At 58.8% G+C, this 24,888-nt stretch carries 19 protein-coding genes, 1 tRNA gene and 1 pseudogene; 7 read left to right on the forward strand and 14 right to left on the reverse strand.

The features are described from left to right. Positions 1-2: 2 nt before the first annotated feature. Positions 3-1,655 carry a solute symporter family protein gene (locus HMPREF2935_RS07955; RefSeq protein WP_070732716.1) on the forward strand — a complete coding sequence of 551 codons (1,653 nt, stop codon included), beginning with the start codon at positions 3-5 and terminating at the stop codon, positions 1,653-1,655. 31 nt (positions 1,656-1,686) lie between these two features. Beyond that, positions 1,687-2,805: a hypothetical protein gene (locus tag HMPREF2935_RS07960; RefSeq protein WP_246817807.1), complete on the forward strand. Its 1,119-nt coding sequence runs from the start codon at positions 1,687-1,689 to the stop codon at positions 2,803-2,805. Here the strand turns inward: HMPREF2935_RS07960 and HMPREF2935_RS07965 are convergent. From HMPREF2935_RS07965 to HMPREF2935_RS07985, 5 genes are all read right to left on the reverse strand, one after another. Further along, a complete protein-coding gene (locus tag HMPREF2935_RS07965; protein ID WP_070732720.1) occupies positions 2,783-3,784 on the reverse strand; it encodes a DUF1906 domain-containing protein in 1,002 nt (333 codons plus the stop codon). The two genes, HMPREF2935_RS07960 and HMPREF2935_RS07965, sit on opposite strands and share 23 nt — an antisense overlap. 113 nt (positions 3,785-3,897) lie before the next feature. Beyond that, positions 3,898-4,206, reverse strand: coding sequence for an OsmC family protein (locus tag HMPREF2935_RS07970; protein WP_141740989.1), 309 nt, complete (start codon positions 4,204-4,206; stop codon positions 3,898-3,900). A gap of 327 nt (positions 4,207-4,533) precedes the next feature. Next, complete coding sequence (locus HMPREF2935_RS07975; protein ID WP_070732722.1) at positions 4,534-5,562, reverse strand: ABC transporter ATP-binding protein; 1,029 nt, start codon at positions 5,560-5,562, stop codon at positions 4,534-4,536. 2 nt (positions 5,563-5,564) lie between these two features. Further along, the gene (locus HMPREF2935_RS07980) at positions 5,565-7,181 is read right to left on the reverse strand and encodes an ABC transporter permease (RefSeq protein ID WP_371326237.1); all 1,617 of its coding nucleotides are present in this window, start codon (positions 7,179-7,181) and stop codon (positions 5,565-5,567) included. Positions 7,182-7,187: 6 nt separating this feature from the next. Next, positions 7,188-8,219 (reverse strand): ABC transporter substrate-binding protein, encoded by a 1,032-nt coding sequence (locus HMPREF2935_RS07985; RefSeq protein ID WP_070732724.1) that lies wholly within the window; start codon positions 8,217-8,219, stop codon positions 7,188-7,190. Positions 8,220-8,566: 347 nt separating this feature from the next. Between HMPREF2935_RS07985 and HMPREF2935_RS13765 the strand changes: the two genes are divergently transcribed. Then, a complete protein-coding gene (locus HMPREF2935_RS13765; protein ID WP_246817808.1) occupies positions 8,567-8,752 on the forward strand; it encodes a helix-turn-helix transcriptional regulator in 186 nt (61 codons plus the stop codon). Then, positions 8,740-8,928 carry a hypothetical protein gene (locus HMPREF2935_RS07990; RefSeq protein ID WP_070732726.1) on the forward strand — a complete coding sequence of 63 codons (189 nt, stop codon included), beginning with the start codon at positions 8,740-8,742 and terminating at the stop codon, positions 8,926-8,928. Before HMPREF2935_RS13765 ends, HMPREF2935_RS07990 begins: the two co-directional genes overlap by 13 nt. 129 nt (positions 8,929-9,057) lie before the next feature. Here the strand turns inward: HMPREF2935_RS07990 and HMPREF2935_RS07995 are convergent. The 5 genes from HMPREF2935_RS07995 to HMPREF2935_RS08015 form a co-directional block, all read right to left on the reverse strand. Next, positions 9,058-9,130, reverse strand: a tRNA-Arg gene (locus tag HMPREF2935_RS07995). 70 nt (positions 9,131-9,200) lie between these two features. Then, positions 9,201-9,482 carry a glutaredoxin domain-containing protein gene (locus HMPREF2935_RS08000; protein ID WP_070732728.1) on the reverse strand — a complete coding sequence of 94 codons (282 nt, stop codon included), beginning with the start codon at positions 9,480-9,482 and terminating at the stop codon, positions 9,201-9,203. Then, positions 9,483-10,025 carry a dihydrofolate reductase gene (locus HMPREF2935_RS08005; RefSeq protein WP_070732730.1) on the reverse strand — a complete coding sequence of 181 codons (543 nt, stop codon included), beginning with the start codon at positions 10,023-10,025 and terminating at the stop codon, positions 9,483-9,485. Continuing rightward, positions 10,025-10,831: a thymidylate synthase gene (locus HMPREF2935_RS08010; RefSeq protein WP_210400736.1), complete on the reverse strand. Its 807-nt coding sequence runs from the start codon at positions 10,829-10,831 to the stop codon at positions 10,025-10,027. The genes HMPREF2935_RS08005 and HMPREF2935_RS08010 overlap by 1 nt, the downstream gene beginning before the upstream one ends. 44 nt (positions 10,832-10,875) lie before the next feature. Then, the gene (locus tag HMPREF2935_RS08015; RefSeq protein ID WP_070732966.1) at positions 10,876-11,634 is read right to left on the reverse strand and encodes a 3'(2'),5'-bisphosphate nucleotidase CysQ; all 759 of its coding nucleotides are present in this window, start codon (positions 11,632-11,634) and stop codon (positions 10,876-10,878) included. A gap of 34 nt (positions 11,635-11,668) precedes the next feature. Here HMPREF2935_RS08015 and HMPREF2935_RS08020 point away from each other — a divergent pair. Next, positions 11,669-16,560, forward strand: a pseudogene (locus HMPREF2935_RS08020) (ATP-dependent helicase). 103 nt (positions 16,561-16,663) lie between these two features. Further along, positions 16,664-17,509 carry a DNA-formamidopyrimidine glycosylase family protein gene (locus tag HMPREF2935_RS08025; protein ID WP_061921212.1) on the forward strand — a complete coding sequence of 282 codons (846 nt, stop codon included), beginning with the start codon at positions 16,664-16,666 and terminating at the stop codon, positions 17,507-17,509. Between the two features lie 33 nt (positions 17,510-17,542). Here HMPREF2935_RS08025 and pgi read toward each other — a convergent pair whose 3' ends face one another. The 3 genes from pgi to HMPREF2935_RS08040 form a co-directional block, all read right to left on the reverse strand. Beyond that, positions 17,543-19,174 (reverse strand): glucose-6-phosphate isomerase, encoded by a 1,632-nt coding sequence (pgi, locus tag HMPREF2935_RS08030; protein WP_070732734.1) that lies wholly within the window; start codon positions 19,172-19,174, stop codon positions 17,543-17,545. Between the two features lie 81 nt (positions 19,175-19,255). After that, positions 19,256-20,602, reverse strand: coding sequence for a Na+/H+ antiporter family protein (locus HMPREF2935_RS08035; protein WP_070732736.1), 1,347 nt, complete (start codon positions 20,600-20,602; stop codon positions 19,256-19,258). A 51-nt stretch (positions 20,603-20,653) separates the two neighbouring features. Then, on the reverse strand, positions 20,654-21,013 hold the full coding sequence (locus HMPREF2935_RS08040) for a chorismate mutase (protein WP_061921220.1): 360 nt from the start codon (positions 21,011-21,013) through the stop codon (positions 20,654-20,656). Positions 21,014-21,132: 119 nt separating this feature from the next. On the opposite strand from HMPREF2935_RS08040, the gene pcrA reads away from it, so the two are divergent. After that, positions 21,133-23,748 (forward strand): DNA helicase PcrA, encoded by a 2,616-nt coding sequence (pcrA, locus tag HMPREF2935_RS08045; RefSeq protein WP_083313205.1) that lies wholly within the window; start codon positions 21,133-21,135, stop codon positions 23,746-23,748. Between the two features lie 18 nt (positions 23,749-23,766). Here the strand turns inward: pcrA and HMPREF2935_RS08050 are convergent, their stop codons facing one another. Beyond that, positions 23,767-24,531: a M23 family metallopeptidase gene (locus tag HMPREF2935_RS08050; RefSeq protein ID WP_061921226.1), complete on the reverse strand. Its 765-nt coding sequence runs from the start codon at positions 24,529-24,531 to the stop codon at positions 23,767-23,769. Between the last annotated feature and the right edge of the window lie 357 nt (positions 24,532-24,888).

Consider the following 24,888-nt stretch of genomic DNA (forward strand, 5'->3'; position numbering starts at 1 on the left):
TTATGCTGACTTTCAACCTAGCTGCCGAGGCCGCGCAAGAAGGCTCCGGAAACCCGGTGCTCAACATCGCCGTTTTTGGCGCGTTTCTTGTCATCACCATGTGGGTGGTTTTAAGGGCAGGAAAGACCACGAAGAAGGCCTCGGACTTCTACACCGGTGGTGGCACCTTCTCTGGCCGCCAGAACGGTTTGGCCATTTCCGGCGACTACCTTTCTGCCGCGTCCTTCCTCGGTATCGTCGGCGCGGTCGCTCTCAACGGATATGACGGATTCTTGTATTCTGTCGGCTTCTTCGTGGCCTGGCTGGTGGCGTTGATGCTGGTTGCCGAGCCGATGCGTAACGTTGGTCGCTTCACCATGGCAGACGTGTTGTCCTTCCGTTTGAAGCAGCGCCCGGTACGCGTGGCGGCGTCCATCTCTACGCTTTTTGTCTCGCTGTTCTACCTGATTGCGCAGATGGCCGGCGCAGGCTCCCTGGTGTCGGTGCTTTTGGATATCCATGACTTCACCTGGCAGGCGGTCGTGGTTGGCATCGTGGGTGTTTTGATGATCGTCTACGTTCTGGTGGGCGGTATGAAGGGCACTACTTATGTGCAGATGATCAAGGCGGTCCTCTTGGTCACCGGCGTCGTGGCGATGTGCATCATGACCTTCATTGCGGTGAAGGGCGGCTTTAGCACCTTGTTCTCCGACGCCGTCGATATGCATGCGGGCTCGGATTACCTCCAAGAGAAGGGCTACGAAGCTTCTCAAATCATGGAACCGGGCTTAAAGTATGGAAAGACTTTGACCACCAAGCTGGACTTCGTTTCCTTCGGTATCGCTCTGGTGCTCGGCGTTGGCGGCCTGCCGCACGTGCTCATGCGCTTCTACACGGTTCCGACTGCAACTGAGGCGCGCCGTTCCGTGACCTGGGCCATCGTCATCATCGGCGCTTTCTACCTGATGACCCTCATCCTGGGCTACGGTGCCGCGGCACTCGTAGGCCCAGACCGCATCCTGGCCGCGCCGGGCGGGGCCAATGCCGCAGCGCCGCTTCTGGCGCTAGAACTCGGCGGCTCGGTATTCATGGCTGTCATCTCGGCGGTTGCATTCGCCACGGTGCTGGCAGTAGTTGCAGGTCTGGCGATTACCGCGTCTGCATCCATCGCGCACGATATCTACCACGCGGTTATCCGTAAGGGAGAGTCCACCGAGTCGGAGCAAGTCCGTGTCTCGCAAGTTACGGTCGTAGTCCTCGGCATCGCCGCCATCATCCTGGGCATTCTGGCCATGACTCAAAACGTCGCGTTCTTGGTCTCTCTCGCCTTCGCCGTCGCGGCTTCTGCAAACCTTCCGACTATCCTGTACTCGCTTTACTGGCGTCGCTTCAATACGGCCGGTGCGGTGGCGTCCATGTACACCGGCGTCATCTCCTGCCTGCTGCTCATCTTCTTCTCCCCGGCAGTATCTGGTTCTGAGACCTCGATGTTCCCGAACGCGGATTGGGCGCTGTTCCCACTGTCGAATCCGGGCCTGGTTTCCATTCCGCTGGCATTCATCGCAGGCTGGTTGGTTTCCATCCTGACCCCGCCGGATGACTTTGAGGATCTGTTCGCAGAGATGGAGGTACGGTCTCTGACCGGCGTTGGCGTGGAGGCCCCAGTCAACCACTAAACCTGGCAGAGTACTGAGTATTATCTAATGCGTGCTCGATTCTTTGTCTAAAACGAAGGCGGTGCCGATGAAGGTCGGTACCGCCCTCGCCGCGTTTTCACTCGCCGGCGGCCTGTTGTGCGCATGTACACCGTCGCAGCAGCACGATAGTAAGGCCGCCTCGGCGTCGGCAAGCAATGCGTCTGCGTCCGACCTTCGGCATGAGCTGGGGGAGCCTGCGCTTTCCGACGTCCCCGATGACGTCAGTCAGTTCCTCGAGGGTAATAAAGACCAGCAGCTGAGCTACTACCGCATCGGCGATGGAATGCGTATGGCAACGGCAAATGAGCATGAGCCGCGCCCAGCATTGAGCCTTATCAAGCTGTATATCGCAACCTACGTGCTCGAAAAGGGAAGCTTCGAGGATAAATACGAAGCCTTAGACATGATCGCCAGCTCCTCAGATACAAGCGCAGAAGAACTCTTTGAGAAGTACCCGAATTCCATTGACTCCGTGGCAAAGGAATATGGATTGCAGGCCACGAAGGCCGGTGATCAATGGGGCACCTCGGTGACCTCCATGTATGACGTGGTGCGCTTCGTGGTGCAGCTGAAGGAAGATAACCCCACCCACCCGGTCCTGGTGGCGATGGCCCACGCCGATCCCATCTCGGAAGACGGATACGAGCAGGACTACGGCACGGCGAAACTGCAAAATGTAGTGGGCACCAAGTGGGGCTGGTCAAATGACAAGACCTTGCACTCTTCGGTTTCCTTTGGCAAGAACTTCGTTGTTGCAGCTACCACCTATGGCAGCGCCGATGATCTCACGGACTTTGTAAAAGACGAGGTAACGGGCAGCAACCTGCGTAAGGGCACTGACCGCTACCAAAAGGCGCTCAACGGTGAGAGCGTTGCTCCAGTAAGTCCTTCGAAGCCTTCTACGCCTGCCTCCAAGACGACCATCACCGTGACCTCGACTCTGCCGAAATCTGAGAAGAAGGGCTCTGATAAGGACCAGAGCAAAGACGGTGGCAAGGCCAAGCGCGGGGATAAGAGCAAGGAGCCTACCGACGCCGGCAAGAAGAGCGCCGAGAAAAAGAAGGACAAAAAGAAAGAGCCGACCTCGTCGGCTCAATCTGAAAGCGCTACTTCAAAGCGTTCTGAATAGTAGAGGCTAGGTCGATGGCTCCCTTGATTTGGTCCTGGGAGACGGAAGAGCCGCCGTAGGAGATGCCGTTCTGGTTTACTTGCGGCAGGCGCATGCCTGGCACCGCGTGCTCTACCTGGGAGCTAAGCGCACCCATCGCATCAGAAGACTGCGGGGAGATACCCGGGATGTTGCCCGGCTGTGCCGGTGCGGCCGGTTTCGGTGCGGAAGGCTTGGCTGGTGCAGCAGGTGCCTTCGGGGCCTTCTGGCCCGGCATCCACTGACCCCAGTCGCGGGCGTAGACCTCGTTGATGTCCACGGTGACGCCGTCGATGGTGCGCTGCATGTTGCCCGGCAGCTGGTGAATCGTGGTGCGTGGGTGGATCTTGCCGTTCGAACCCCAATCGTGCATCCAGAAGAAGGAGCCGATTCCATCGCGCACGCACCACTCGATCGTGTTGTAGTTGCCGTATACGCCGGTCTGGTAGCCCGCTGCCGAAAGCAGGCGGCTAAAGGCCTGTAGGTAAGGCTTGATCTGTTGGTCGTACTGGGCGCGGGTCGGGTTATCGTCAATCGCGATGTAGATGGGGCGATTGGTCGGTCCGCCTGCTGCCCTGTGCAGGGCAATAGCCTGCGGGGCGTGGATGGCTGCACCTGCGGCACCTTGCTTCCAATCGGCGGTTTCGGCACGGCCAAACTGGTAGATGGAGGCCGTCGCCAAGCCCTGCGCAGCATTAGCCTTGGTCTCCTGCAAGGTGACAGGCTTGCCCGTCATCCAGGACTCGGTGCCCGGGCGACGCTTGGAAACATAACGGATGGCGCCGAGGTGGCCCGCGCGCTTGATGCCTGCGGCGGAAGGCACTCCGACGGCGAAGTCGATGATGGTGCCGCGCACCGGTCCAAGCGCCGCTGCATTCGGAACGGCAGAACCGATGGCGCCTGCGGTCAGGGCGAGAGCGCTGACCTTTAAGAGGCCGCGACGGGAGAAAGATGGTGACATGTTGAGCTCCTGCAGTAATCACATTTGTCACAGTAGTTAACAATTGCACCATAGCAGGAGGTCTTGGGGCATTCCCGGAGTGCAACCGCATGTCGCGCTTTTACTTCGGGAAACTATTTTGAGTCGTTCCTAAACGTCACTTGCGTGGAGTTCTCAACCGTGCGCGATACCGTGCAGTCCTTCTCATGGGAGATGCGAATCAGGTTGTCCACGAGCTTGCGCGCTTGGTTGCCCTCGGGGGTATCCGGGAACGATAGATCGAAGCCCACGCGAACCTCCGACTGGCGCGATGCCCCGTCCTCATTTACGCGGTCACCTTCCATGTGCACATCAAAAGATTTCGGCTCCGCGCGCTGGGACGTTACGACGTCTACCTCCACTGCGGCAGACCCCGCAACGGCCGCCAAAAGGTGTCCCTCCAACGATAACTAGCCGTTCCCGGCGGACGAGCGAGATGCTGGCGTCATCCGGATTGATGGCGCGGTATACCGAAATTTCCACGCCGTTAAGGTCAATGCAGGATTGCTTAGTGCTCTCACTTATGGCTTAGAGTTCAAGCGGGTTCAGACTATATACGACACTGCCTTCTGAGAGCATGGTGATGAAGATGGGTGTGATAACCAGCGTTCCGTGTCGGCTGTGATCGGTATTAGCCTAAAATTTTATGCTTAAGACGGCGGGTGTAACCGCTGCAAAACGGCGGCACCGTGCCATCGCTGAGCTGGTCATGGTTCTTGCGGGGTGGTGATCTAAAAAACCAAGGGCGGCGCGAAGCGGATGCGCACCGTTTGTCCCATCGCTGGCTTATCGTCCGCGGTGGTGCGGAATGTGGTTCCCGATCCATGGGTGGCGGTAACGGAGTAGTGGCCGGCTTCGTAAATGGCAGAGTCAACTACTGCTGGAACCGTGGCACCTGGATGGTTTTCCTCCACGATTGTTGCGTGGTGCGGTAGGATGGCGGCCTTAGTGCCTTCGCCCCGCACGGAGACTTCACTCAATGGCCAAGAAATGCCAAGGGTTGGGCACTCGACGCGGCCTCCTGAGATAGCGGCCTGGACTATTGTGGCATCCGCAATAAATCCCGCGACCAGCGGGCTTCCGGGATTTTCCAGCAGCTGTTGTGGGGTAGCAATCTGCTGGATTTCGCCGCCATCTAGAACCACGACTCTATCTGCGATTGCCAGCGCCTCGGCGCGATCGTGGGTGACGTGCACCGTGGTTAAGCGCTGCTTTTGCGTCAGGATTACCAGCTCGCGGCGCAAATTATCGCGCAATGGTTCATCGAGGGCTGAAAGAGCTTCATCCAGTAATAAAACCGTGGGATTAGCAACGATCGCCCGGGCCAGCGCAACGCGCTGGCGCTGCCCACCAGAAAGGCTGTCCGGAGTACGGTTCTCGAATCCTGGCAGGCCCACGAGAGCTAAAGTCTCAGAAATGCGCTCTTCGCGCTCGGGCTTTGCTACTTTCGCCTGGCGCAACGGGTAGCCAACATTGTCTTTAACAGACATGTGCGGCCAGATCGCGTGCTGTTGGAAGACCATGCCGATGCTGCGTTTCTCGGGAGGAATAGCAGTCATCTTCCGGCCATCTATGTAAAGCTCACCTGACGATGGAGAAATAAAACCAGCGATGGTGCGTAAGAGCGTGGTTTTACCGGAGCCTGACGGGCCAACGAGTGCAATGAGTTCCCCAGGTTCGATGGAGAGGTTGATATCGCGCAAGCCGGTGGTTCCGTCCGGAAAAGTGACCGTGAGGTGGGAAGCTGCAATTTTCGCCATTATTAAGTCCTTACCTTGGGAGCACGGATAGTCAGTGCGACGGCAATGATGCCAAGTAGCGCAAAGAGCAGGGCGAGTGCCGATGCCTGGTTATAATTTCCTGCCTGTTGCAGGTTGAAGACTTGAACACCCAGTGTTGTCGTTCCGGGTGCGACGAGGAGTACGGAAATAGTAAGTTCTCGAATCGCGGTCACCGCTACGAGCACCGCACCGGATATCGCCGCTGGAATGGTCATCGCGCCGGTGGTAGTAAATAGCGCCTTAAGCGGCGTGGCGCCGGAAATGCGCGCTGCTTCTTCCACGGTGACCGGGGTGCTTATTAGCGGGGCACGCACGGCCTGGACAACGAGTGCGGTAAAAGCACAGACGTAGGCGATAAGGATTATCCAAATGGTGTTATACAGCCCGGTATAGCGCCCGGCAATCAGCCAGGCGACACCGATGATAAGCCCAGGCAGCGCGCTCGGTAGCAGTGCAGAAAGGGTTAAAAGCGTATTTCCTCGAGCCTGAGTCCGGGTCACTAGAATTCCGATGACCCAACCAAGAACCCCGCAGATTATCGCGGCGGTTATTGACAGAAATGCGGAATTACTGAGTCCGTCGATGACGCGCGGGTTGGATAAAGCGCTGCTAAAGTTCGCCAGCGAGATGGTTTCTAAGGTAAATGGAACCCCAGGAGCTGGCAGCAATGCGCGGTAGGCCAAACCGAGAATTGGGCCAATGGAAATGGCGAGCCCGCACACCCACATGATGATCGTGACCGGCCAGCGCGCCGAATGCAGTGCGAAACGCGCCGGACTTCCGGAGTCATGTGTAGAAGACGAGTTTTTCAGGGAGGTGAGATAGTCCATGATTACTGTGCCGATTCCCAAAAATAAGAGGACAACGCCGATGGTCGATACCACTTGTAAGGGGTTGGATACGGTGCCGGAATCAATGAACCGGTAAATCATCGTCGCGAGCGTTTCGAACCGAGTCGGCGATCCGATAATAGCGGGAATGCCGAAATCAGCCAGATTAGCAATTGCTGTGAGAGTGAACGCGGACAATAGTGCGGGGCGCAGGAGTGGAAGGGTGACCGTGCGCAGAACTGTCACCACGGAAGCCCCAGATACTCGGGCGGCTAGCTCAAAATCGGGGGAGATGGAGCGCAAGCTTGAAGAAATGATGACATATGCCGTGGGAAAAGAATGGATAGTCATCAGCGCAATGACCCCGTCTGCGCCGTAGATATTCCATATTTCGAACTCAAAAAGCTTATTCAAGCCCTGATTCGGGCCGAAGAGTTGAATCCAGGCGATCGCTCCGATAAATGGCGGAACCAAGAGAGGCGAAAGCAAGAATAGGCGCAGTACCGAAGAGCCGTAGATATCTGTGCGGTCTAGCGCGATGGCAATAACGGTGCCGATGATGACGGCAGCGAGAGCTGAAAGCGCCGTGGTAAATAGCGAATTCCATGTGGCGATGCCGAGCCCTTGCTCTAGCAAGATGGGAATTTGGTTTCCGCCCAGTGCAAGGGAGACAACAAGGGTCAAAGGCGCGATGAACAGGCCAATGGCAATCAGCCACACGCCAACACGTAGCGCGGATACGGAGGGATTTTTCAACAAGTGGGCCACCAAGAACTAGGAAGACACTGCCTTTTGGAATACCTCGACGGCGGCGTCTTTATCCTTGGTGATTTTCCCCAAGTCCTGGTCCATGAGCTCAATGTCTGTGAGTTCAGGGGTGCCTGCTGGGGTTCTCACGTCCTCACGCACCGGGAGGTACGACTGCTCGACGGCGATTTCTTGTGCCTTCTTTGAAAGCAGGAAGTTGATGTATTTCTGGGCTGCTTCCTGTTCCTGGGAGTCTTTGAATACGCCCGCAGGCTCAGAAATATATGGTGATCCTTCGGTGGGGTAGGCGAGGGCAATTGGGGACCCCTTATCCGCCAGGTCGCGGACTAAGTAATCGACGACCACGCCCACGGGCTTGGAACCGGAGGCGATTTCTTGGGAGGTAGGGCCATTGGAGTCTGCGATCATCGGGGCATTCTTGCCCAGATCTTCGATCCACGCTTCTCCGAGGTCTGAATTATTCTTCCACGCTGAGGCGTTGAATGCCGCTGCACCGGAGACCGCTGGGTTAGGTAAGACGAGTTTGTCTTTGTACTTCGGATCGGTGAGATCCGCCCAGGAGGTCGGGGCATCGTCTTCTGCGATCTCGTCGGTGTTATAAGCAATTATCGTAGGGATTATGCGCGTGCCGACATAAAAATTCTTGTCGTCCTTGGCCTCGTCGATGATGTCATCGGAATCGACATCGGCAAGCTCGATGAGGTCACCATCCTCAGCGTAATTTTCAAAGGTAGGTCCATCGGCTGCCCAGAAAACATCCGCTTCAATGTCGCCAGATTGCTTCTCTGAAGAGATGCGGGCGTTCAAATCACCGGTGCCAGCGCGGTATACATTGACCTCGATATCGGGGTATTCCTCGTTGAAGGCCGCATTGATCTCATCGACCTTTTCCTCTGGTTCGGAGGTATAGACGGTTATTGAGGTTGAGTCGCTGGTCGCCTGTGAATCTTCTTGGTTGGACGCAGGCTCACCGCACGAAGTAAGAAGGACGGTTGAAGCAAGGGCTATGGCAGAGAGAGAAGTGTGCTTCGACTTCATCGTGGGAGTTCCTCCAGAGAAAATAGTGATCAGGAACATCAATCTAACTGCACTGAAGTTAAGACAACTTGGGATCGATGTAAACGTGCAGTAAATTTTTAGCACCCTTGATCGGGTGCTTGGAGGGTGAGGTGGTTAAGTCGCCCTTTCAAGACTGCATTAAACGGTATCCGCTTCTTTGATCCCACCAACGCGAGCGATTATGGCGGATGGCTCGGCGCGTTATCGTCATATTCGGCCGTGGCTGGAGACCACGGTGAGGCGTACACCGGTGGCCGTTATTGAGAGCGCCTAGAGATATCGGTGCAGATGCTGGCAGACCCGCTGGAATACTAGCTTTGTGCAGTGTGCTAGGCGCTTTCCGATGGCCACATTCATCCAGCGTTTTCCATGGCGGGGTTACGCGCCAAACAATCAATCTGCTTGAAAACGGCCGGTATAACCCGACCCTCAAGCTTTGCCTTGCGATCTGTCACAGGTTGGATAGCTCGCTCGACCAACTATTTTGGGAGGAACAGAATTGCCAATCCTAAACAAGATCTCTGACGAACGTTTACTCGCAAAGAATCTGCGCAATATCAGAATTGCGTTTGTCATCCAGACCCTAGGCATTATTGTCGTGTTGGTCAACGAATGGATAAAGAACGGTTCGCGGGCGATGTTCGCCGAGCCTTTACACCTCGTTTTGCTGGTTAGCCTCACCGTTTAGGTGGCGCTCACGATTCCTATAGCGCGCGAGAATGAGGAACAGTAGGAGCCGGGGTGGCCCGAAAGCGGGCGTACTGCTGAAACCCCCCTGTCTGCGCTGGTCAACGGGGAAGTTTTGTGAAAGATTTTGTGCCCCAGAGTGGATTCGAACCACCGACACCGGCTTTAGGAGAGCCGTGCTCTATCCCCTGAGCTACTGGGGCGGGGTTGCGTGTGCAACGTGGCTAATCATAGCAGTGGGGCAGGGGCGCTCCGAAATGGCTGGGGTTTGGATTAGCTCTCGGCCAATTCCTTCTGCTTATTGCGCACAGAGGACGCCGGTGGGTTGGTAACGGAGGTGCCATCGGAGTAGAGCACGGTTGGCACGATGCGGTTGCCGTCATTGACGGACTTGATCCACTCGTTTATGTCCTCAGTGCCTTCGGCCTCGACGTCGACAAGCGCGTATGGCGTCTCCGTGCGGTTCAGCGCCTTGAGCAGCTTCGCGCAAAACGGGCACCAGTCGGCGTAGAAGACTGTGACGTGCTCGGTGGTTTCGGGAGTTGCGACGGTCATTTAAGCGGCGTCCTTTCGTTCATAAGTTAAAAAGCGGTATTTAATCGGCAGCTCACTCGGTGGCTGCCCCGGAATGGTCAGGTGGCCCTTTTCAGAAGTGAGCCAATCAGTGCTAGCCGCCAAGCCGAAAGTCTCCGGAACTGCGGGGGCATAGACTGCGTCATCACCGTAGATGTCCCCGATGTTAACGCCCATCAGCGTAATTTCGATGACGTCGACCTCATCCAAGGTTGAGGCGTATAGCTGGCCGCCGCCGATGATCCAGGCGTCGGAAAGCGTGGAAGTTAGGTCGTTGAGGTTGCTGGTTGTGCTCGCCCCAGCGGACCATTGGCCCGGCTCCTTGCGGGAGAGAACAAAGTTATCGCGGCCTGGCAGCGGGCGAAACTTCGGGTTTAGAGATTCCCACGTGCGTCGGCCCATCACTACGGGCGAGCCCAGCGTGACCTCCTTAAAGTGCTTGAGGTCCTCTGGTACGTGCCACGGCATGACCGAGCCATCGCCGATGATGCCGTCCAAGGACTGCGCCCAGATTGCGCCCAACATTAGACGGAAACCTGCGCTTTGATGGTGGGGTGGGGATCGTATCCTTCGACCTCGAAATCGTTGAAGGTGTAGTCGAACAACGAGTCAGCCTTGTGCAGCTTGAGCTGCGGGTAGGGGCGTGGTTCGCGGGAGAGTTGCTCCTTGACCTGCTCCAGGTGGTCGTTGTAGATGTGGCAGTCGCCGCCAGTCCAGATGAGCTCGCCGACCTCCAGTCCAGCCTGCTGCGCAAACATGTGGGCCAGCGCAGCATAGGAAGCCAAGTTGAAAGGCACGCCCAGGAACATGTCCGCCGAACGCTGATAGACCTGCAGGGAGAGCTTGCCGTCTGCCACGTAAAGTTGGAATAGCAGGTGGCAGGGCATAAGCGCCATCTTGTCTAGTTCTGCCACATTCCAGGCGGAGACCAGGTTGCGACGAGAATCCGGATTATTTTGCAGTGTGTCCAGAGCCTGCTGGATCTGGTCAACATGTGTGCCATCCGGGGTAGGCCACGAGCGCCACTGGACGCCGTAGACAGGGCCCAGCTCGCCATCGGCGTCAGCCCACTCATCCCAGATGCGGACGTTGTTGTCCTGCAGCCACTTCACGTTGGAATCGCCCTTGAGGAACCACAGCAGCTCGCCGATAACGCCGTGGAAGTAGACCTTCTTGGTGGTCAGCAGCGGGAAAGACTCCGCCAAGTTATAGCGCAACTGCGCACCGAAAATTGAGCGCGTGCCGGTGCCGGTGCGGTCACCTTTGTCCGCGCCTTCTTCCAAAACTTTGCGGAGGAGGTCCTCATATGGGGTCTGGATCATGGTTCTCAAGTGTAGAAGCCTTTTTGCTGAAACGCCTAAAAGTTGAGGAACGCTTAAAAGCCGCCGTTTTCTTCGGCATAGGCAGCAGCGTGCTCCAGGATTTCATCGGCGAGTTCCGGCCGGCAGATGAGCAGGTCTGGGATGAAGGTGTCCTCGTTGTTGAAACGAATTGGGGAGCCATCCAAACGGGAACAGTGCAGGCCCGCCGCCATGGCAACGCCCACCGGCGCAGCCTGGTCCCACTCGTACTGGCCGCCTGAGTGGATATAGCCGTCAAAGTCACCGAGCAGAACGTGCATTGCCTTGGCACCGGCAGAACCGATGCCGACGGTTTCAAATCCCATCTTTTCCCCAATATGGGAAGCCACCTGGGGCGGACGGTTGCGGGAGACCACAAACTTCTTAGAAAGCGGGCCGGTAACGGCGCGGGCATCGGAGGAGCGGAAGGTTACGCCCAAATCCGGCATGGCCACGGCCGCATGCTGTGGCATGCCGTTGACCACGAGCGCGATGTGAACAGCCCAGTCTTGGCGGCCGGTGGCAAACTCCTTGGTGCCATCGAGGGGATCGACGATCCACACGCGTTCCTTCTTCAAACGGCTGAGATCGTCTGCTGCTTCCTCGGAAAGCAGGCCGTCTTCGGGGCGGTGCTGCGCAATTACCCGGCTGATCCATTCTTGTGCGGCTTCATCGCCGGCGTCGCCAAGCGCGAGGCCGCGCAGCAGGCCACCGTTGCGCACACCTTTGAGGATCTCACCGCAGCCGTTGGCTAGTGAATTGGTCAGGCGGGAATCAGAAATCTCGACGGTCATGCATGCTAGATTACCGCGCGCGTTAGAGTAAGGCATGAACAAAAACGTCCTAACCCGCTTCCGGCCCCAAGTCCGGCAATGGTTCGAGGACGTTTTCGCAGCGCCCACGCCCGTACAGCGCGAGGCATGGGAGCAGATCTCATCCGGCAACCATGCGCTCGTGGTCGCCCCCACCGGCTCCGGTAAAACCCTGGCGGCGTTTTTATGGGCCTTAAATTCCCTCGTGGAAAAGGAAGGCCAAACTGCACTGCCCGTAGGACAGCCGGCAAAGGGCAGCAACTCAGGCGTCAAGGTTTTGTATATCTCCCCGCTGAAGGCGCTTGGCGTGGACGTGGAAAATAACCTGCGTGCTCCGCTGAACGGCATCGCTCGTGCGGCAGAACGATTAGGACTTGACGCCCCCGACATCACCGTCGGCGTACGCTCCGGGGATACACCTTCTGCAGAACGCTTCCGGCAGGTACGCCGCCCGCCGGATATCCTCATCACCACTCCGGAGTCGGCTTATTTGATGCTGACCTCGAAGGCCGCGGGCATCCTATCTGCCGTCGATACCGTCATCATTGATGAAATCCACGCCCTGGCCGGCACCAAGCGTGGCGTGCACTTGGCGCTCACGCTCGAGCGGCTGGCGGCCGTGGCGGGGGAGTTCCAACGCATCGGGCTATCGGCAACGGTGCGCCCGCTTTCTGCAGTGTCGAGTTTTTTGGGCGGCGACAGGCCCGTAGAAATCGTGGCACCGCCGGCTGAAAAACGCTGGCAGCTTGATGTCCACGTGCCCGTGGAAGACATGTCGGATCTGCCCACCCCAGAGCAAGGCTCCACTATCGGTGAGATGACAGTGGATGATCCACTGGGCATTACTGGCCCCGCGGCGGTGGCTGATTCGGCATTGCCCACCGCGAAATCCATTTGGCCGTTTATTGAAGAAGACCTCTACGGCGAAATCATGGAGCATCGCTCCACGCTCGTGTTCGTGAACTCGCGGCGTACCGCGGAGCGCCTGACCTCCCGGCTCAATGAGCTTTATGCCATGGAACATGATCCGGAAAGCTTGTCGCCTGCTACGCGCCGGGACCCAGCGCAGCTGATGAAGCAAGTCGACGTCGCCGGCAAGGCACCTGCCGTCATCGCTCGCGCACACCACGGCTCGGTGTCGAAGGATGAGCGCACATTGACTGAAACGATGCTCAAGGAAGGAACACTGCGAGCAGTGGTGGCCACCAGCTCGCTAGAGCTGGGCATCGACATGGGCGCGGTCGATCTAGTGGTGCAGGTGGAATCACCGCCTTCGGTAGCCTCTGGTCTGCAGCGTGTGGGCCGTGCCGGGCACTCCGTGGGCGCTGTATCGCAGGGTTCTTTCTATCCGAAGCACCGTGCTGACCTTGTGCAATCCACTCTTACCGTGGCGCGTATGCGCGAGGGCCTCATCGAGGAGATGCACTCCCCGCAGAACCCGTTAGATGTGTTGGCACAGCAGACCGTGGCAGCCGTCGCCGCCGCCGAGGTTGCTCCGGTTACCTCCCCAGATAACGCGGGTGGCCTAGACGTGGATGCCTGGTACGCCATGGTGCGCCGCGCGTGGCCCTATCGCGATTTGGCCAGGGAGGTATTCGATTCCGTCATCGACCTGGTCTCCGGCGTCTATCCCTCCACGGACTTCGCGGAGCTCAAACCCCGCGTGGTCTTCGACCGCATCACTGGCCGACTGAGCCCGCGCCCCGGTGCGCAGCGCGTGGCTGTTACCAACGGCGGCACGATTCCGGACCGCGGAATGTTTGGCGTTTTCCTGCCTGCAGGGGCAGAAAATGCCGCGCCCCGGCGCGTGGGTGAGCTCGACGAGGAGATGGTCTATGAATCCCGCGTGGGCGATATCTTTACCTTGGGTGCTACTAGCTGGCGCATTGAGGAAATCACGCGCGATCAGGTGATTGTCACCCCTGCGCCGGGGCACACTGGCCGGTTGCCTTTCTGGAATGGCGACCAGGCAGGACGTCCCTATGAGCTAGGCAAGGCCTTGGGCGCTTATCGCCGGCAGGTGCACCTTTCTCCAGAGATTATCCAGGACGCAGATGGGCATGCGGTGAATAACATCGTGGCCTATCTGCAGGAACAGCATGAGGCCACGGGTGTTATTCCGGATGAGAAGACCTTGGTTCTCGAGCGTTTTAAGGACGAACTCGGGGATTGGCGCGTGGTGTTGCACACGCCGTTCGGCCGGGGTGTGAATGCCGCCTGGGCGCTTGCGGTGGGGCAGCGGGTGGCGGAGCTGACCGGCATGGACGCGCAAGCAGTGGCTGGCGACGACGGTATCGTCCTGCGCTTGCCCGAGGGGGAAAAGGAGCCGGATGCTGCGCTTTTTCTTTTCGACGCCGATGAAATTTCGGACATCGTGGCCGAGCAGGTGGGCGGTTCCGCGCTCTTTGCCTCGCGTTTTCGTGAGTGTGCCGCGCGTGCGCTGTTGCTGCCGCGCCGCAATCCCGGCAAGCGCGCGCCGCTGTGGCAGCAGCGTCAGCGGGCAGAACAGCTTCTCGACGTCGCGCGGAAGTACCCTTCCTTTCCCATCATCCTGGAGACGGTCCGCGAGGTCCTGCAGGATGTCTATGATCTGCCGGCGTTGACGGAAACCATGCGCGAGCTGGCTTTGCGTCGCATTCGCATCGCGGAGGTGACCACAGAGCAGCCTTCGCCTTTGCTTCGACGCTGCTGTTTAATTACACCGGCGCCTTCATGTACGAGGGTGATTCTCCGCTGGCGGAAAAGCGGGCGGCGGCGCTGGCGCTTGATCCGGCGCTTCTGGCCAAGCTTTTGGGCACGGTGGAGCTGCGGGAGCTTTTAGATCCGGAGGTCATCGAGCAGGTGCACGCCCAGCTGCAGCGCACCTCCGCGGAGCGTCGGGCGCGTACGACGGAGGAAGTCGCGGACCTGCTGCGGGTGCTGGGGCCGATTCCGGTGGAAGAGATGGCGGAGCATGCCTCGGTGCCGCTGAGTGCAATTGATTCTCTGGGTGTCCGCGTGATGCGGGTGCGCATTGCCGGACGCGAGCACTTCGCGCAACCTCTTGATGCGCCGCTGCTTCGCGACGGACTCGGCGTGCCCGTCCCGCCTGGTGTTGCCGCGCAACAGTCCACCATCACCGATGCCTTGCAACAGCTGGTCTCGCGTTGGGCACGCACCCGCGGTCCTTTCGTGCTGGGGGACTTGCAGGCGGCCTTTGGCCTTTCGGCCTCGGCAGCACACACCGCGCTGGCGAGTCTCGATAGCGTGGTGGAAGGCCGCTACCGCCAAGGAATCGAGGAGACCGAGTACTGCGCTGCGGAGGTCTTGCGCACCATTCGCTCGCGCTCGCTGGCAGCGGCACGCGCTGCAACGGAGCCTGTTAGCGCCGCCGCTTTCGGACGCTTCTTGCCCGATTGGCAGCAGGTAGCGCCCGTGGGCAAGCGTCCTGCGCTACGCGGGGCGGATGGCGTCTACAGCGTGATTGAACAGCTCGCCGGCGTGCGTCTGCCAGCCTCTGCGTGGGAGTCGCTGATTCTGCCGACGCGCGTGGGCGATTACTCACCGACCATGCTCGATGAGCTGACCTCTAACGGCGAGGTGCTCATCGTGGGCGCTGGCAAGGCTGGCACGAATGACCCGTGGATCATGTTGCTGCCGGTGGACTACGCGGCGCAGTTGGCGCCGCAGGTTGACCCTGACGAGCAAGGGTTGAGCATGCTGCAATTAGCGGCGCTGGAGGTCCTGCGCGGTGGCGGCAGTTACCTGTTTAACGATATCGCGGCGCAGGTGCCTGGCACTGCCGAGGAGCTGCGGGAAGCGCTGTGGCAGCTGGTAGAAATGGGCCTGGTTAGTCCCGATTCCTTTGCTCCAATCCGCACGCACATTGCCGCGGCCGGCTCGCGCTCGGGAGCAACTGCGCACCGCGCTAAGCGACGCCCCACCCGTTCCCGGCTGCGCATGGGACGCACGTCCTTTGCCCAAACGCAGGGCCTCGGCGGGGCCGCAACCGCCCCAGACGTGGCCGGCCGTTGGGCTGCTTCCGTGTCAGGCCAAGGCGTCGACGCGACGAGCCGCTCCGTAGCGCACGGTGAGGCTTGGCTTGACCGCTATGGCGTGCTCACTCGGGGTTCCGTGGTGGCCGAGGACGTGCTCGGCGGCTTCGCGCTGGCCTATAAAGTGCTCTCTGGCTTTGAGGAATCTGGCAAGGCGGTGCGCGGCTATGTGCTTGAAGGGCTTGGCGCGGCGCAGTTTTCTACTCCCGCGGTCATCGATCGCTTGCGTGGCATGAACGATTCTCCCGACGTGACGGGCTGGCCATCTGGCACTGCGAGCACTGCGGAAATTAATACCTACGTGCTCGCCGCGACGGATCCCGCCAACCCATATGGTGCAGCCCTTGCTTGGCCGCAGCGCGATGGCGCGGACAGCGGCCACGGCCCCACCCGTAGCGCCGGTGCCCTAGTGGTGCTGATAGACGGCCTCTGCGTGGCGCATCTAACCCGCGGTGGAAAGACGCTGACAACTTTCTTGGACGCCCTGCCTGAAGACATCGATGCTGATGAAGTGCTTGGCAAAGTGCTTGAAGGTCTCACGGAGCTCATCGCCGCAGGGCGCTTGAGCCCGCTGGTGATTGAGAAAATCAACGGAGCGCCCGCATTCGAATCGGCAATCGCCACTCGTTTGCGAGGCCTTGGCGCAGGTATCAGTCCCCGTGGCGTGCGGATCTCGGCCAAGGCTGCGCCGCCGCGCACGTCCCGCCGCATCGAAGACAACCGCAGCGACCCCTGGCAAAAGCCCATGGAGCCACGCCGCGGCCGAAGCGTTTCGGAAGCTCTGGCGGAGCTACCGGATTTAAGCTTTGACGATCCTCCCGAACCAGGCCGTGGCGCGCCGGGTGGATTTCGTCCGCGGGGCAGCCGCCGCTAGAAACAGGACTCAAACGGTAAAACCAGGATGGTAAATTGCTTCAGCAGCTACCGGGTACCTCATCTTTAACGAGCTGGTTTTGCCATCTAGTTAGACTGGTTGCATGCCAGAAGGTGATTCCGTCCTGCAGTTGTCCAATAAGCTGCAGTTTATGACCGGCCGCGAGGTCACCGGGGCGTCGCTTAGGGTGCCCCGGTATGCCACCGTGCATTTGGAGGGCAGCACAGTTTCTCGTGTGTGGCCTTATGGAAAGCATCTTTTCATGCAGTTCGCGCGGCCCGATGCTGAAAGCTTGGTGCTACATACTCACTTGAAGATGGAAGGCCAGTGGGCCATTCACTACAAGGGCGATAGGTGGCGCAAGCCGGGCCATAGCGCGCGGGTGGTGCTGCAGCTCGCTAGTAGCCCGCGCGATATTGAGCTGGTGGGCCACTGGCTGGGCATGGTCGAGGCCTATCCTGCCTCCTTGTACAACGAGCGGATTTCGCATTTGGGCCCAGATATCTTGAGCGAGCAGTGGGAGTCTGAGGGCGCGGACGAAGCCGCGCGGCGAATCTTAAGCCAGCCCACCCGTACCATTGGGGCGGCGCTGCTGGATCAGAAAAACGTGGCCGGAATCGGCAACGAATACAGGGCGGAGGCCTGCTTCATCGCGGGCGTGCACCCAGCCCTTCGCGTGGCCCAAGTGGATGTGCCGCGGATTCTGGAGATATCGCGGCGCATCATGTGGGCCAACCGCAACTCCCCAGTGCGCGTGACCACGGGTGTGCGGCGCGCCGGGGAGACCACCTATGTCTTCGGCAGAAATAACGCCAAGTGCAGGCGGTGTGGCACGCCAATTGCCAAGTCGACGCTCGGCGGCGTTGACGCCGGCGGGGAAGAAGGCGAGCTGGAGCGCATCATCTGGTGGTGCCCGCATTGCCAGCCCTATTCCCGGGCCGGGGCTTAATTAGTTTCGAGCCAACCGTTAAGTGCTAGGCGCTTAGCGGTTGGAGCGGTACCAACCAATGAGCTCGTCGGTGGATTGGTCGCCGGATGCGGCTTCCTCCTTGCCGGAGACTGCCGGCGCCAAGTCATTAGCCTGCTGCTTGCCCAGCTCCACGCCCCACTGGTCAAAGGAATTGATATCCCAGATAACGCCCTGGGTGAACACGATGTGCTCGTAGAGCGCGATGAGCGCGCCCAACACAGCCGGGGTCAGCTGCTCCGCCATGATGGTGGTGGTCGGACGGTTGCCTGGCATGACCTTGTGAGGAACCAGCTCAGGGGCAACGCCTTCCGCCGTGATTTCCTCGGCAGTCTTGCCGAATGCCAGAACCTTGGTCTGAGCAAAGAAGTTACCCATCAGCAGATCGTGCATGGAGCCGGTGCCGTCGGCAGTAGGGAAGTCCTGCTGCGGGCGAGCAAAACCGATGAAGTCCGCCGGGATAAGGCGAGTGCCCTGGTGGATAAGCTGGAAGAAAGCGTGTTGGCCGTTGGTGCCCGGCTCGCCCCAGTAGATTTCCCCAGTGCCGGTGGAAACTGCGGTGCCGTCGCGGCGAACGGACTTGCCGTTGGACTCCATGGTCAGCTGCTGTAGATAAGCAGGGAAGCGGCCTAGGTCCTCAGAATAAGGCAGGACCGCATGGGTCTGTGCGCCGTGGAAGTCGGAGTACCACACGCCGAGCATGCCCATCAGGACCGGTAGGTTCTGCGCAAGCTCCGCGGTGCGGAAGTGCTCGTCCATCGCATGGAAGCCGGCAAGCATGTCCATGAAGTTATCCGCGCCGATGGTGCACATCAGGGACAGGCCGATGGCGGAATCCATGGAGTAGCGGCCGCCCACCCAGTTCCAGAAGCCGAACATGTTCGCAGTGTCGATGCCGAACTCGGAGACTTTCTCGGCGTTGGTCGATACAGCAACGAAGTGCTTGGCCACTGCCGCCTCATCACCCAACTTACTGACGAGCCATGCGCGTGCCGCGTGCGCATTGGTCAGGGTTTCCTGGGTGGTAAAGGTCTTAGAAGCAATGATGAACAGAGTCTCCTCAGCTTCTACCTGGTCCAGCGCTGCAGCCATGTCAGCCGGGTCAACGTTGGAGACAAAAAGTGCCTTGATGCCGGCGTCTTCGTAGCTGCGCAGCGCCTTCGAGGCCATGCCCGGGCCCAAGTCGGAGCCGCCGATGCCGATGTTGACCACGGTGCGGATCTTTTTGCCCGTATGCCCCAGCCAGCTGCCATCGCGCAGGGAATCAGAAAAGGCACGCATGCGGCCCAAAACTTCGTGAACGTCAGCTACTGCGTCTTGGCCATCGACGCTAAGCTCCGAGTCTGCCGGCTGACGCAGGGCGGTGTGCAATACGGCGCGGTCCTCAGTGTTGTTGATGTGTTCGCCGGCGAACATGGCATCGCGGCGGCCTTCTACGTCTGCAGCCCGTGCAAGTTCTACCAATGCCGTGAGGACATCGTCATCGACCAGGTTCTTGGAAAGATCGACATGCAGCCCCGCAGCGTCGAAAGTTAAGCGAGCCGCACGCTGCGGGTCAGCCGCGAAGAGCTCACGTAGATTGAGGTCTTTCTTCTCCGCAAAGAGCTGCTCAAGTGCGTTCCACTGGGGCTGGGTGGTGATGTCCATTACAAGGGCCTTTCTGGCTTTAGTCAGACACTAAAAATTACGGATACCACCGTAGTCCACGCGGGAGCATTTTGCCGTTAGCTACAGGACCATTGCTGCAATCCAGCCGGCGATGAGAAGCGGGATATTAAAGTGCAGGAAGGTCGGGATGACCGAATCGCGGATGTGATCGTGCTGGCCGTCCGCGCCGAGGCCCGCGGTGGGGCCGAGGGTGGAATCGGAGGCGGGGGAGCCGGCGTCGCCAAGCGCGCCTGCGGTGCCGACGATGGCCACCGTCGCGGCGGGGCTAAAGCCCAGTGACATGCACAGTGGAACATAGATGACGGAGATGATGGGAAGCGTGGAGAAGGAAGAACCGATGCCCATCGTCACGACAAGTCCCACGATGAGCATGACCGCGGCGGCCATCATCTTGTTGCTGCCGAAGATATCGCTGGTTGCACTCACCAGTTCCTCGACCTGACCTGTGGCTGTCATGACAGAGGCAAAGCCCTGGGCAGTAATCATGATGAAACCGATGAGCGCCATCATGCGCATGCCATCGGAGAAAACATCGTCTGCTTTGCGCCAATCGATGGCGCCGGTGACCAACATGATGCCAAGTCCTGTCAGGGCGCCGACCATAAGACCATCGGATTCGAAATCCATCGCCTGCATCGCAATCTGCACGCCGAAGGTGGCGATGATGGCGACAACGCAGACCCAAATCTTGTAACGCGACGGGGCTTCTTCGGTTGGCTCTTCATTGCTGAGCGGGGTATCGGCGTAATCGCGGGGTTTGCGGTAGCTGAAGAACATGGCAATCAGCAGGCCAGAGAGCATACCAAGGGCAGGAATTCCCATGACATGCATGATGGAAATGCTTTCGGTATTAAGGCCTGCTTGGCCGATGTTGAATAACAAAATGTCATTCAAAAAGATGGAGCCGAAACCTACCGGTAGGAACATGTAGGTGGTGACCAGGCCGAAAGTAAGGCAGCAGGTAATCAGACGTCGGTCGAGGCGCAGGGCATTCATGACCTTGAGCAGTGGCGGCACGATAAGCGGGATGAACGCGATGTGCACGGGGATGACGTTCTGGCTCATCACAGCCATAGCGATGAGGCCGGCGACCAAGATCCACTTGGTGGCTTGTGCTGCGCTTGGCGACGCCCCGTCCCCGCCGATCCGCCGAATCAAGGCGTTGGCGAGCAGCTGCGGCACGCCCGCCGCGGCGACCGCCATGGCAAAGGCACCCAGCAATGCATAGCTCAAGGCAATTTTGGCACCGCCACCGAGGCCCTCCTGGAAAGCGACCATGGTGGCGTCGAGTCCCATGCCGGAAAGCAGGCCGCCCGTCAGCGCGCCAAGGAATAGTGCGACAACAACATGCACACGCAAAAGCGCGAGGACGAGCATGACGATGACCGCGACAAGAACTGCATTCATGGCGAAGAGAATACTGTATTTTATCCAGAAAAATGAAATTTATTGAAAGGTTTAGCCGAGTTTTCCGCGGCCCATGCGCAGCAGTGCAGAGGCGATGGCTGGGCCTTCCTCACCGAGCTCGTCGCGAAATTGGTTAAGAATGGCAATCTCGCGGGTGTGCACCAGCTTGGTGCCGCCGGCGTTCATGCGCGTGCGCCCGATGGTCTGGGAGATTTCCGTGCGGCGCTTCGCAGCGTCGAGGATAACGCGATCCAAGCGGTTGATTTCCTTGCGATAGTTCTGAATCTCCGCATCGCTCAAGGGATCATCGGTGCCGGAGGGCATGCGGATCTCCATGCCGTTGTCCACAACGTTGGTATCGAGGCTATTGGCGTGTGCGGAGTTTTCAGTCGGGTTGTTCGCAGAGGACATAGCCCAAGATTCTGCCACTTAAAAACCAAAAAGGAAACTGCAGCAGATAAATTCGAATTCCCCTGCATAAGGCGTGTTATGAGGGGATGTCCGGTGGTGCTAGTAGGTTGGTAGGCACTATGAGTAATGCGTCTGAATTCTCCCCAGCTCCACGCCCAGATGGAAAAAATTCTGCCAACAGCCAGCCGGATCTTTTTGGCGGCTTTGGCGGTTTCGGTGGCCCAGCCCGGCCTGCCGCGCCGCAGTCACAGTCGGGTGGCTTTGGGGCTCCTACTTCGAGGGGGCCTGCTGCTGGTGCTGCATCGAACCCAGCTGGCGCGCCTGGTGCTGTGGACCCCGATCCGCTTACTGAGGGCCTTAACCCGCAGCAGCTTGAGGCGGTTACGCACGCTGGTTCGCCGCTGCTGATTGTGGCGGGTGCGGGCTCTGGTAAGACTGCTGTGCTTACCCGCCGCATTGCTTATCTTATGCGCAATCGTGGGGTGGCTCCGTGGGAGATTTTGGCTATTACCTTTACCAACAAGGCCGCCACGGAGATGAAAGAGCGCGTGGGCCAGCTGGTGGGGCCAGTGGCCGAGCGGATGTGGGTTTCTACCTTCCACTCCATCTGCGTGCGGATCTTGCGTCAAAATGCGCAGCTGGTGCAGGGACTGAACACCAACTTCACTATTTATGACGGTGACGATGCACGCCGCCTTTTGACCATGATCGCCAAAGACATGCAGTTGGATCTAAAGAAGTACACCGCCCGTGTGCTGGCCAATCAGATTTCGAATCACAAAAATGAGCTGGTCTCGCCGGCTGACGCTTTGGCAGAAGCAGAAAAGACCAAGAATCCTTTCGAGATTACGGTTGCACGCGTCTTCGATGAATATCAGCGCCGCTTACGTGCAGCCAATTCCGTGGACTTCGATGACCTCATCGGTGAGGTAGTGCGTATCTTCCATCAGCACCCACAGGTGGTGGATTTCTATCGTCGCCGCTTCAAGCACGTTCTTATCGATGAGTATCAGGACACCAACCATGCGCAGTATGCGCTGGTTTCTGCATTGGTGGGTAGGGGAGAGCTAGGCCCCGATGCACCAGAATTGTGCGTGGTGGGTGACTCAGATCAGTCCATTTATGCCTTCCGTGGCGCTACGATCCGCAACATTCAGGAATTCGAGCGTGACTATCCGCAGGCGCACACCATTTTGTTGGAGCAGAACTATCGCTCCACTCAGACCATTCTGAACGCGGCGAACGCTCTCATCGCGAAGAACGAGGGCCGCCGTGAGAAGAATCTGTGGACTGCGCACGGCGAAGGCGCGAAGATCGTCGGCTATGTCGCCGATAATGAGCATGATGAGGCCCGTTTTATTGCTTCTGAGATCGACTCTCTGGCAGATAAGGGCCGCGCCTATTCCGATATGGCGATCATGTACCGCACGAACAATGCCTCGCGTGCGTTGGAAGATATCTTTGTTCGCTCCGGAATCCCGTACAAGGTTGTGGGCGGCACTCGCTTCTATGAACGCCGCGAAATCCGTGACATGGTGGCTTATCTGCGCATCATTGATAATCCGGATGACACAGTGAGCCTGCGCCGCATTATCAACGTTCCAAAGCGCGCCATCGGTGATAAAGCACAATCCCAGATCGCGCTGCGTGCAGAGAACCTGGGAGTGAGCTTTGGAAAGGCCCTGTACGATGCCGCCGCGGGCAACATTGCGGGCATGGGCACACGAGCCGTTAATGCAGTGTCGAAGTTCAACGAGATGATGGAAGGCATCCGCGCTCAGATTCCGAGCATGATTAACGAGGTTACTCATCAGCCGGATCTTGGTGATCTGCTCAGTGCCGTGCTCGATGCAACTGGATACCGTGCGGAGTTGGAGAACTCGAATGATCCGCAGGATGGCGCGCGGCTGGATAACCTCAACGAGTTGGTTTCCGTTGCCCGAGAATTTAGCTCCGAGGCGGCTAATCAGATGGCGTTTACCGGAGCCGACGCTGTAGAAGATTTAAGCCCAGAGCTCGCCGAGGGGGAGGCCCTACCCGGCTCGCTCCAGGCTTTCCTAGAGAAGGTGTCTTTGGTAGCTGACGCAGACCAAATCCCTGACAACGAAACTGGCGTGGTCACGCTGATGACCTTGCACACTGCCAAGGGCTTGGAATTCCCAGTCGTCTTCCTCACAGGCTGGGAAGATGGCCAATTCCCGCACATGCGCTCTTTGGGTGACCCGAAAGAACTCAGTGAGGAACGCCGCTTGGCTTATGTGGGCATCACACGCGCTCGCGAGCAGCTCTATCTCACCCGCGCAATACTTCGCTCGTCCTGGGGTAACCCGATGACGAATCCGGCCAGCCGCTTCCTCGCCGAGGTCCCCGAAGACCTCATCGACTGGCGCCGTGAAGAACCAGACAGCTCGTTGTCTAGCGCATGGGGCGGAGATGATTCCTACCAATATGGCCGCTCCTATGGCTCCGATTGGTCCGGCTGGGGCAGAACCTCACCGCGCGCTACGTCTTCCCCTTCGCAACGCACGCGTAAGCCTGCTCCTACCAGCTCGATGCCTAAGAACAACCAGCTGAATTTAGTTGTGGGAGACCGCGTCAACCACGCCAAGTACGGCCTGGGAACGGTCATCGATGCCTCCGGCTCCGGTCCACGCGCCACGGTGACGGTGGACTTTGGAAGCGCCGGCAAAGTGCGCTTGATGCTCATCGGCGGCGTGCCGATGGAAAAGCTTTAAGCGCAAAGGGCGGTTCGCTTAGATGTTGATGCCACGCTGAGCGAACCAGTTGACCGGGTCCACGGCTGCGCCGCCGCCCGGGTGCACCTCGAAGTGGAGGTGCGGGCCGGTGGACTGACCCTCGTTGCCGATGACGGAGATCTGCTGACCTGCGCTCACGCGGTCTCCGACGTTGACAAGCAGTTGGTCGCCCGGCATATGGCCATAGACGGAGATGGTTCCATCATCGTGTTGGATGCGGATCCAGTGGCCAAAGCCTTGAGCCGGACCAGAGGAGATAACTTCACCGTCCATGATGGAGTAAATCGGCGTGCCAATCGGATTAGCAATGTCGATTCCGCTGTGGAAGGCGCCCCAGCGCGGGCCGAAGCCGGAAGTAAGAGTGCCGGAAGTAGGAAACACCACGGTGTTGCCCGCGGAGTCCTGGCTCTTCGTTGGCTTCAGTCCGGAGTGATTGCCGGAAGGCGCGAAAGCCTGGGCAAGCCCCGGAACACTCGAAGGGTCGAGAACGATGTTCAGCGCCCCGCCCTCATTCGATACCTCTGGGGTAGCAGCGCCCGCGAGTACGCCGGCCGTGGACTTGGTCAGCCCGACGAAGGCGTCGATAAGCGTGGCGTTATCTGCATTAGTAGATACTTCTGGCTGTGACGAGCCATCAGAGACGTCTACGCTAGCTGCCGGCTGCGCGGCAGAGGCGGTAGCGCCCATGGTGGTGGCAAGGGTGGTGCAAACTGCCAAAGCAGTAAGCGCCACAGTCTTGCGTGCGCGGAGATTGCGCTTCATAACTTCGGGTCCTTTTCATGGCGGTGCATGGTCGGGGTGGCTCGGTTAAGCCTGTAGTGCCAAACGGACGCGTTTCGACACGCCGAAAAAGTTCAATCCGGAATATCGAGGCCGTTTATGGCAACGAGATAAAGTTATCGAGCTTTTCGTACTGTTGCAATTGTGAAAATTGCAGGTAAAGACAGGAAATGTTCGAAAATTATTCGAACATGCCAGCATGTTACACATGTTACTAATGTGAAAATAGTTACGACTGTGAAGTATGGGTTTAGGTTGTGGGGGTGGATGTTGGGGGTGGCGTTATGGAGCTGCCAGGATTCATTCAGTAAAAGCCCCTCCTGAGCTGCGATAAGGCCT

Source organism: Corynebacterium sp. HMSC076D02, from assembly GCF_001813815.1.
GTDB classification, from domain to species: Bacteria; Actinomycetota; Actinomycetes; order Mycobacteriales; family Mycobacteriaceae; genus Corynebacterium; species Corynebacterium simulans.

What these genes read in the sequence shown, in the direction of transcription:
- HMPREF2935_RS07955 (WP_070732716.1), top strand. Translation starts at nt 3, where the DNA reads ATGCTGACTTTCAACCTAGCTGCCGAGGCCGCGCAAGAAGGCTCCGGA.
- HMPREF2935_RS07965 (WP_070732720.1), bottom strand. Translation starts at nt 3,784, where the DNA reads ATGTCACCATCTTTCTCCCGTCGCGGCCTCTTAAAGGTCAGCGCTCTC.
- HMPREF2935_RS07975 (WP_070732722.1), bottom strand. Translation starts at nt 5,562, where the DNA reads ATGGCGAAAATTGCAGCTTCCCACCTCACGGTCACTTTTCCGGACGGA.
- HMPREF2935_RS07985 (WP_070732724.1), bottom strand. Translation starts at nt 8,219, where the DNA reads ATGAAGTCGAAGCACACTTCTCTCTCTGCCATAGCCCTTGCTTCAACC.
- HMPREF2935_RS08000 (WP_070732728.1), bottom strand. Translation starts at nt 9,482, where the DNA reads ATGACCGTCGCAACTCCCGAAACCACCGAGCACGTCACAGTCTTCTAC.
- HMPREF2935_RS08005 (WP_070732730.1), bottom strand. Translation starts at nt 10,025, where the DNA reads ATGTTGGGCGCAATCTGGGCGCAGTCCTTGGACGGCATCATCGGCGAT.
- HMPREF2935_RS08015 (WP_070732966.1), bottom strand. Translation starts at nt 11,634, where the DNA reads ATGACCGTCGAGATTTCTGATTCCCGCCTGACCAATTCACTAGCCAAC.
- HMPREF2935_RS08025 (WP_061921212.1), top strand. Translation starts at nt 16,664, where the DNA reads ATGCCAGAAGGTGATTCCGTCCTGCAGTTGTCCAATAAGCTGCAGTTT.
- pgi (WP_070732734.1), bottom strand. Translation starts at nt 19,174, where the DNA reads ATGGACATCACCACCCAGCCCCAGTGGAACGCACTTGAGCAGCTCTTT.
- HMPREF2935_RS08035 (WP_070732736.1), bottom strand. Translation starts at nt 20,602, where the DNA reads ATGAATGCAGTTCTTGTCGCGGTCATCGTCATGCTCGTCCTCGCGCTT.
- HMPREF2935_RS08040 (WP_061921220.1), bottom strand. Translation starts at nt 21,013, where the DNA reads ATGTCCTCTGCGAACAACCCGACTGAAAACTCCGCACACGCCAATAGC.
- pcrA (WP_083313205.1), top strand. Translation starts at nt 21,133, where the DNA reads ATGAGTAATGCGTCTGAATTCTCCCCAGCTCCACGCCCAGATGGAAAA.
- HMPREF2935_RS08050 (WP_061921226.1), bottom strand. Translation starts at nt 24,531, where the DNA reads ATGAAGCGCAATCTCCGCGCACGCAAGACTGTGGCGCTTACTGCTTTG.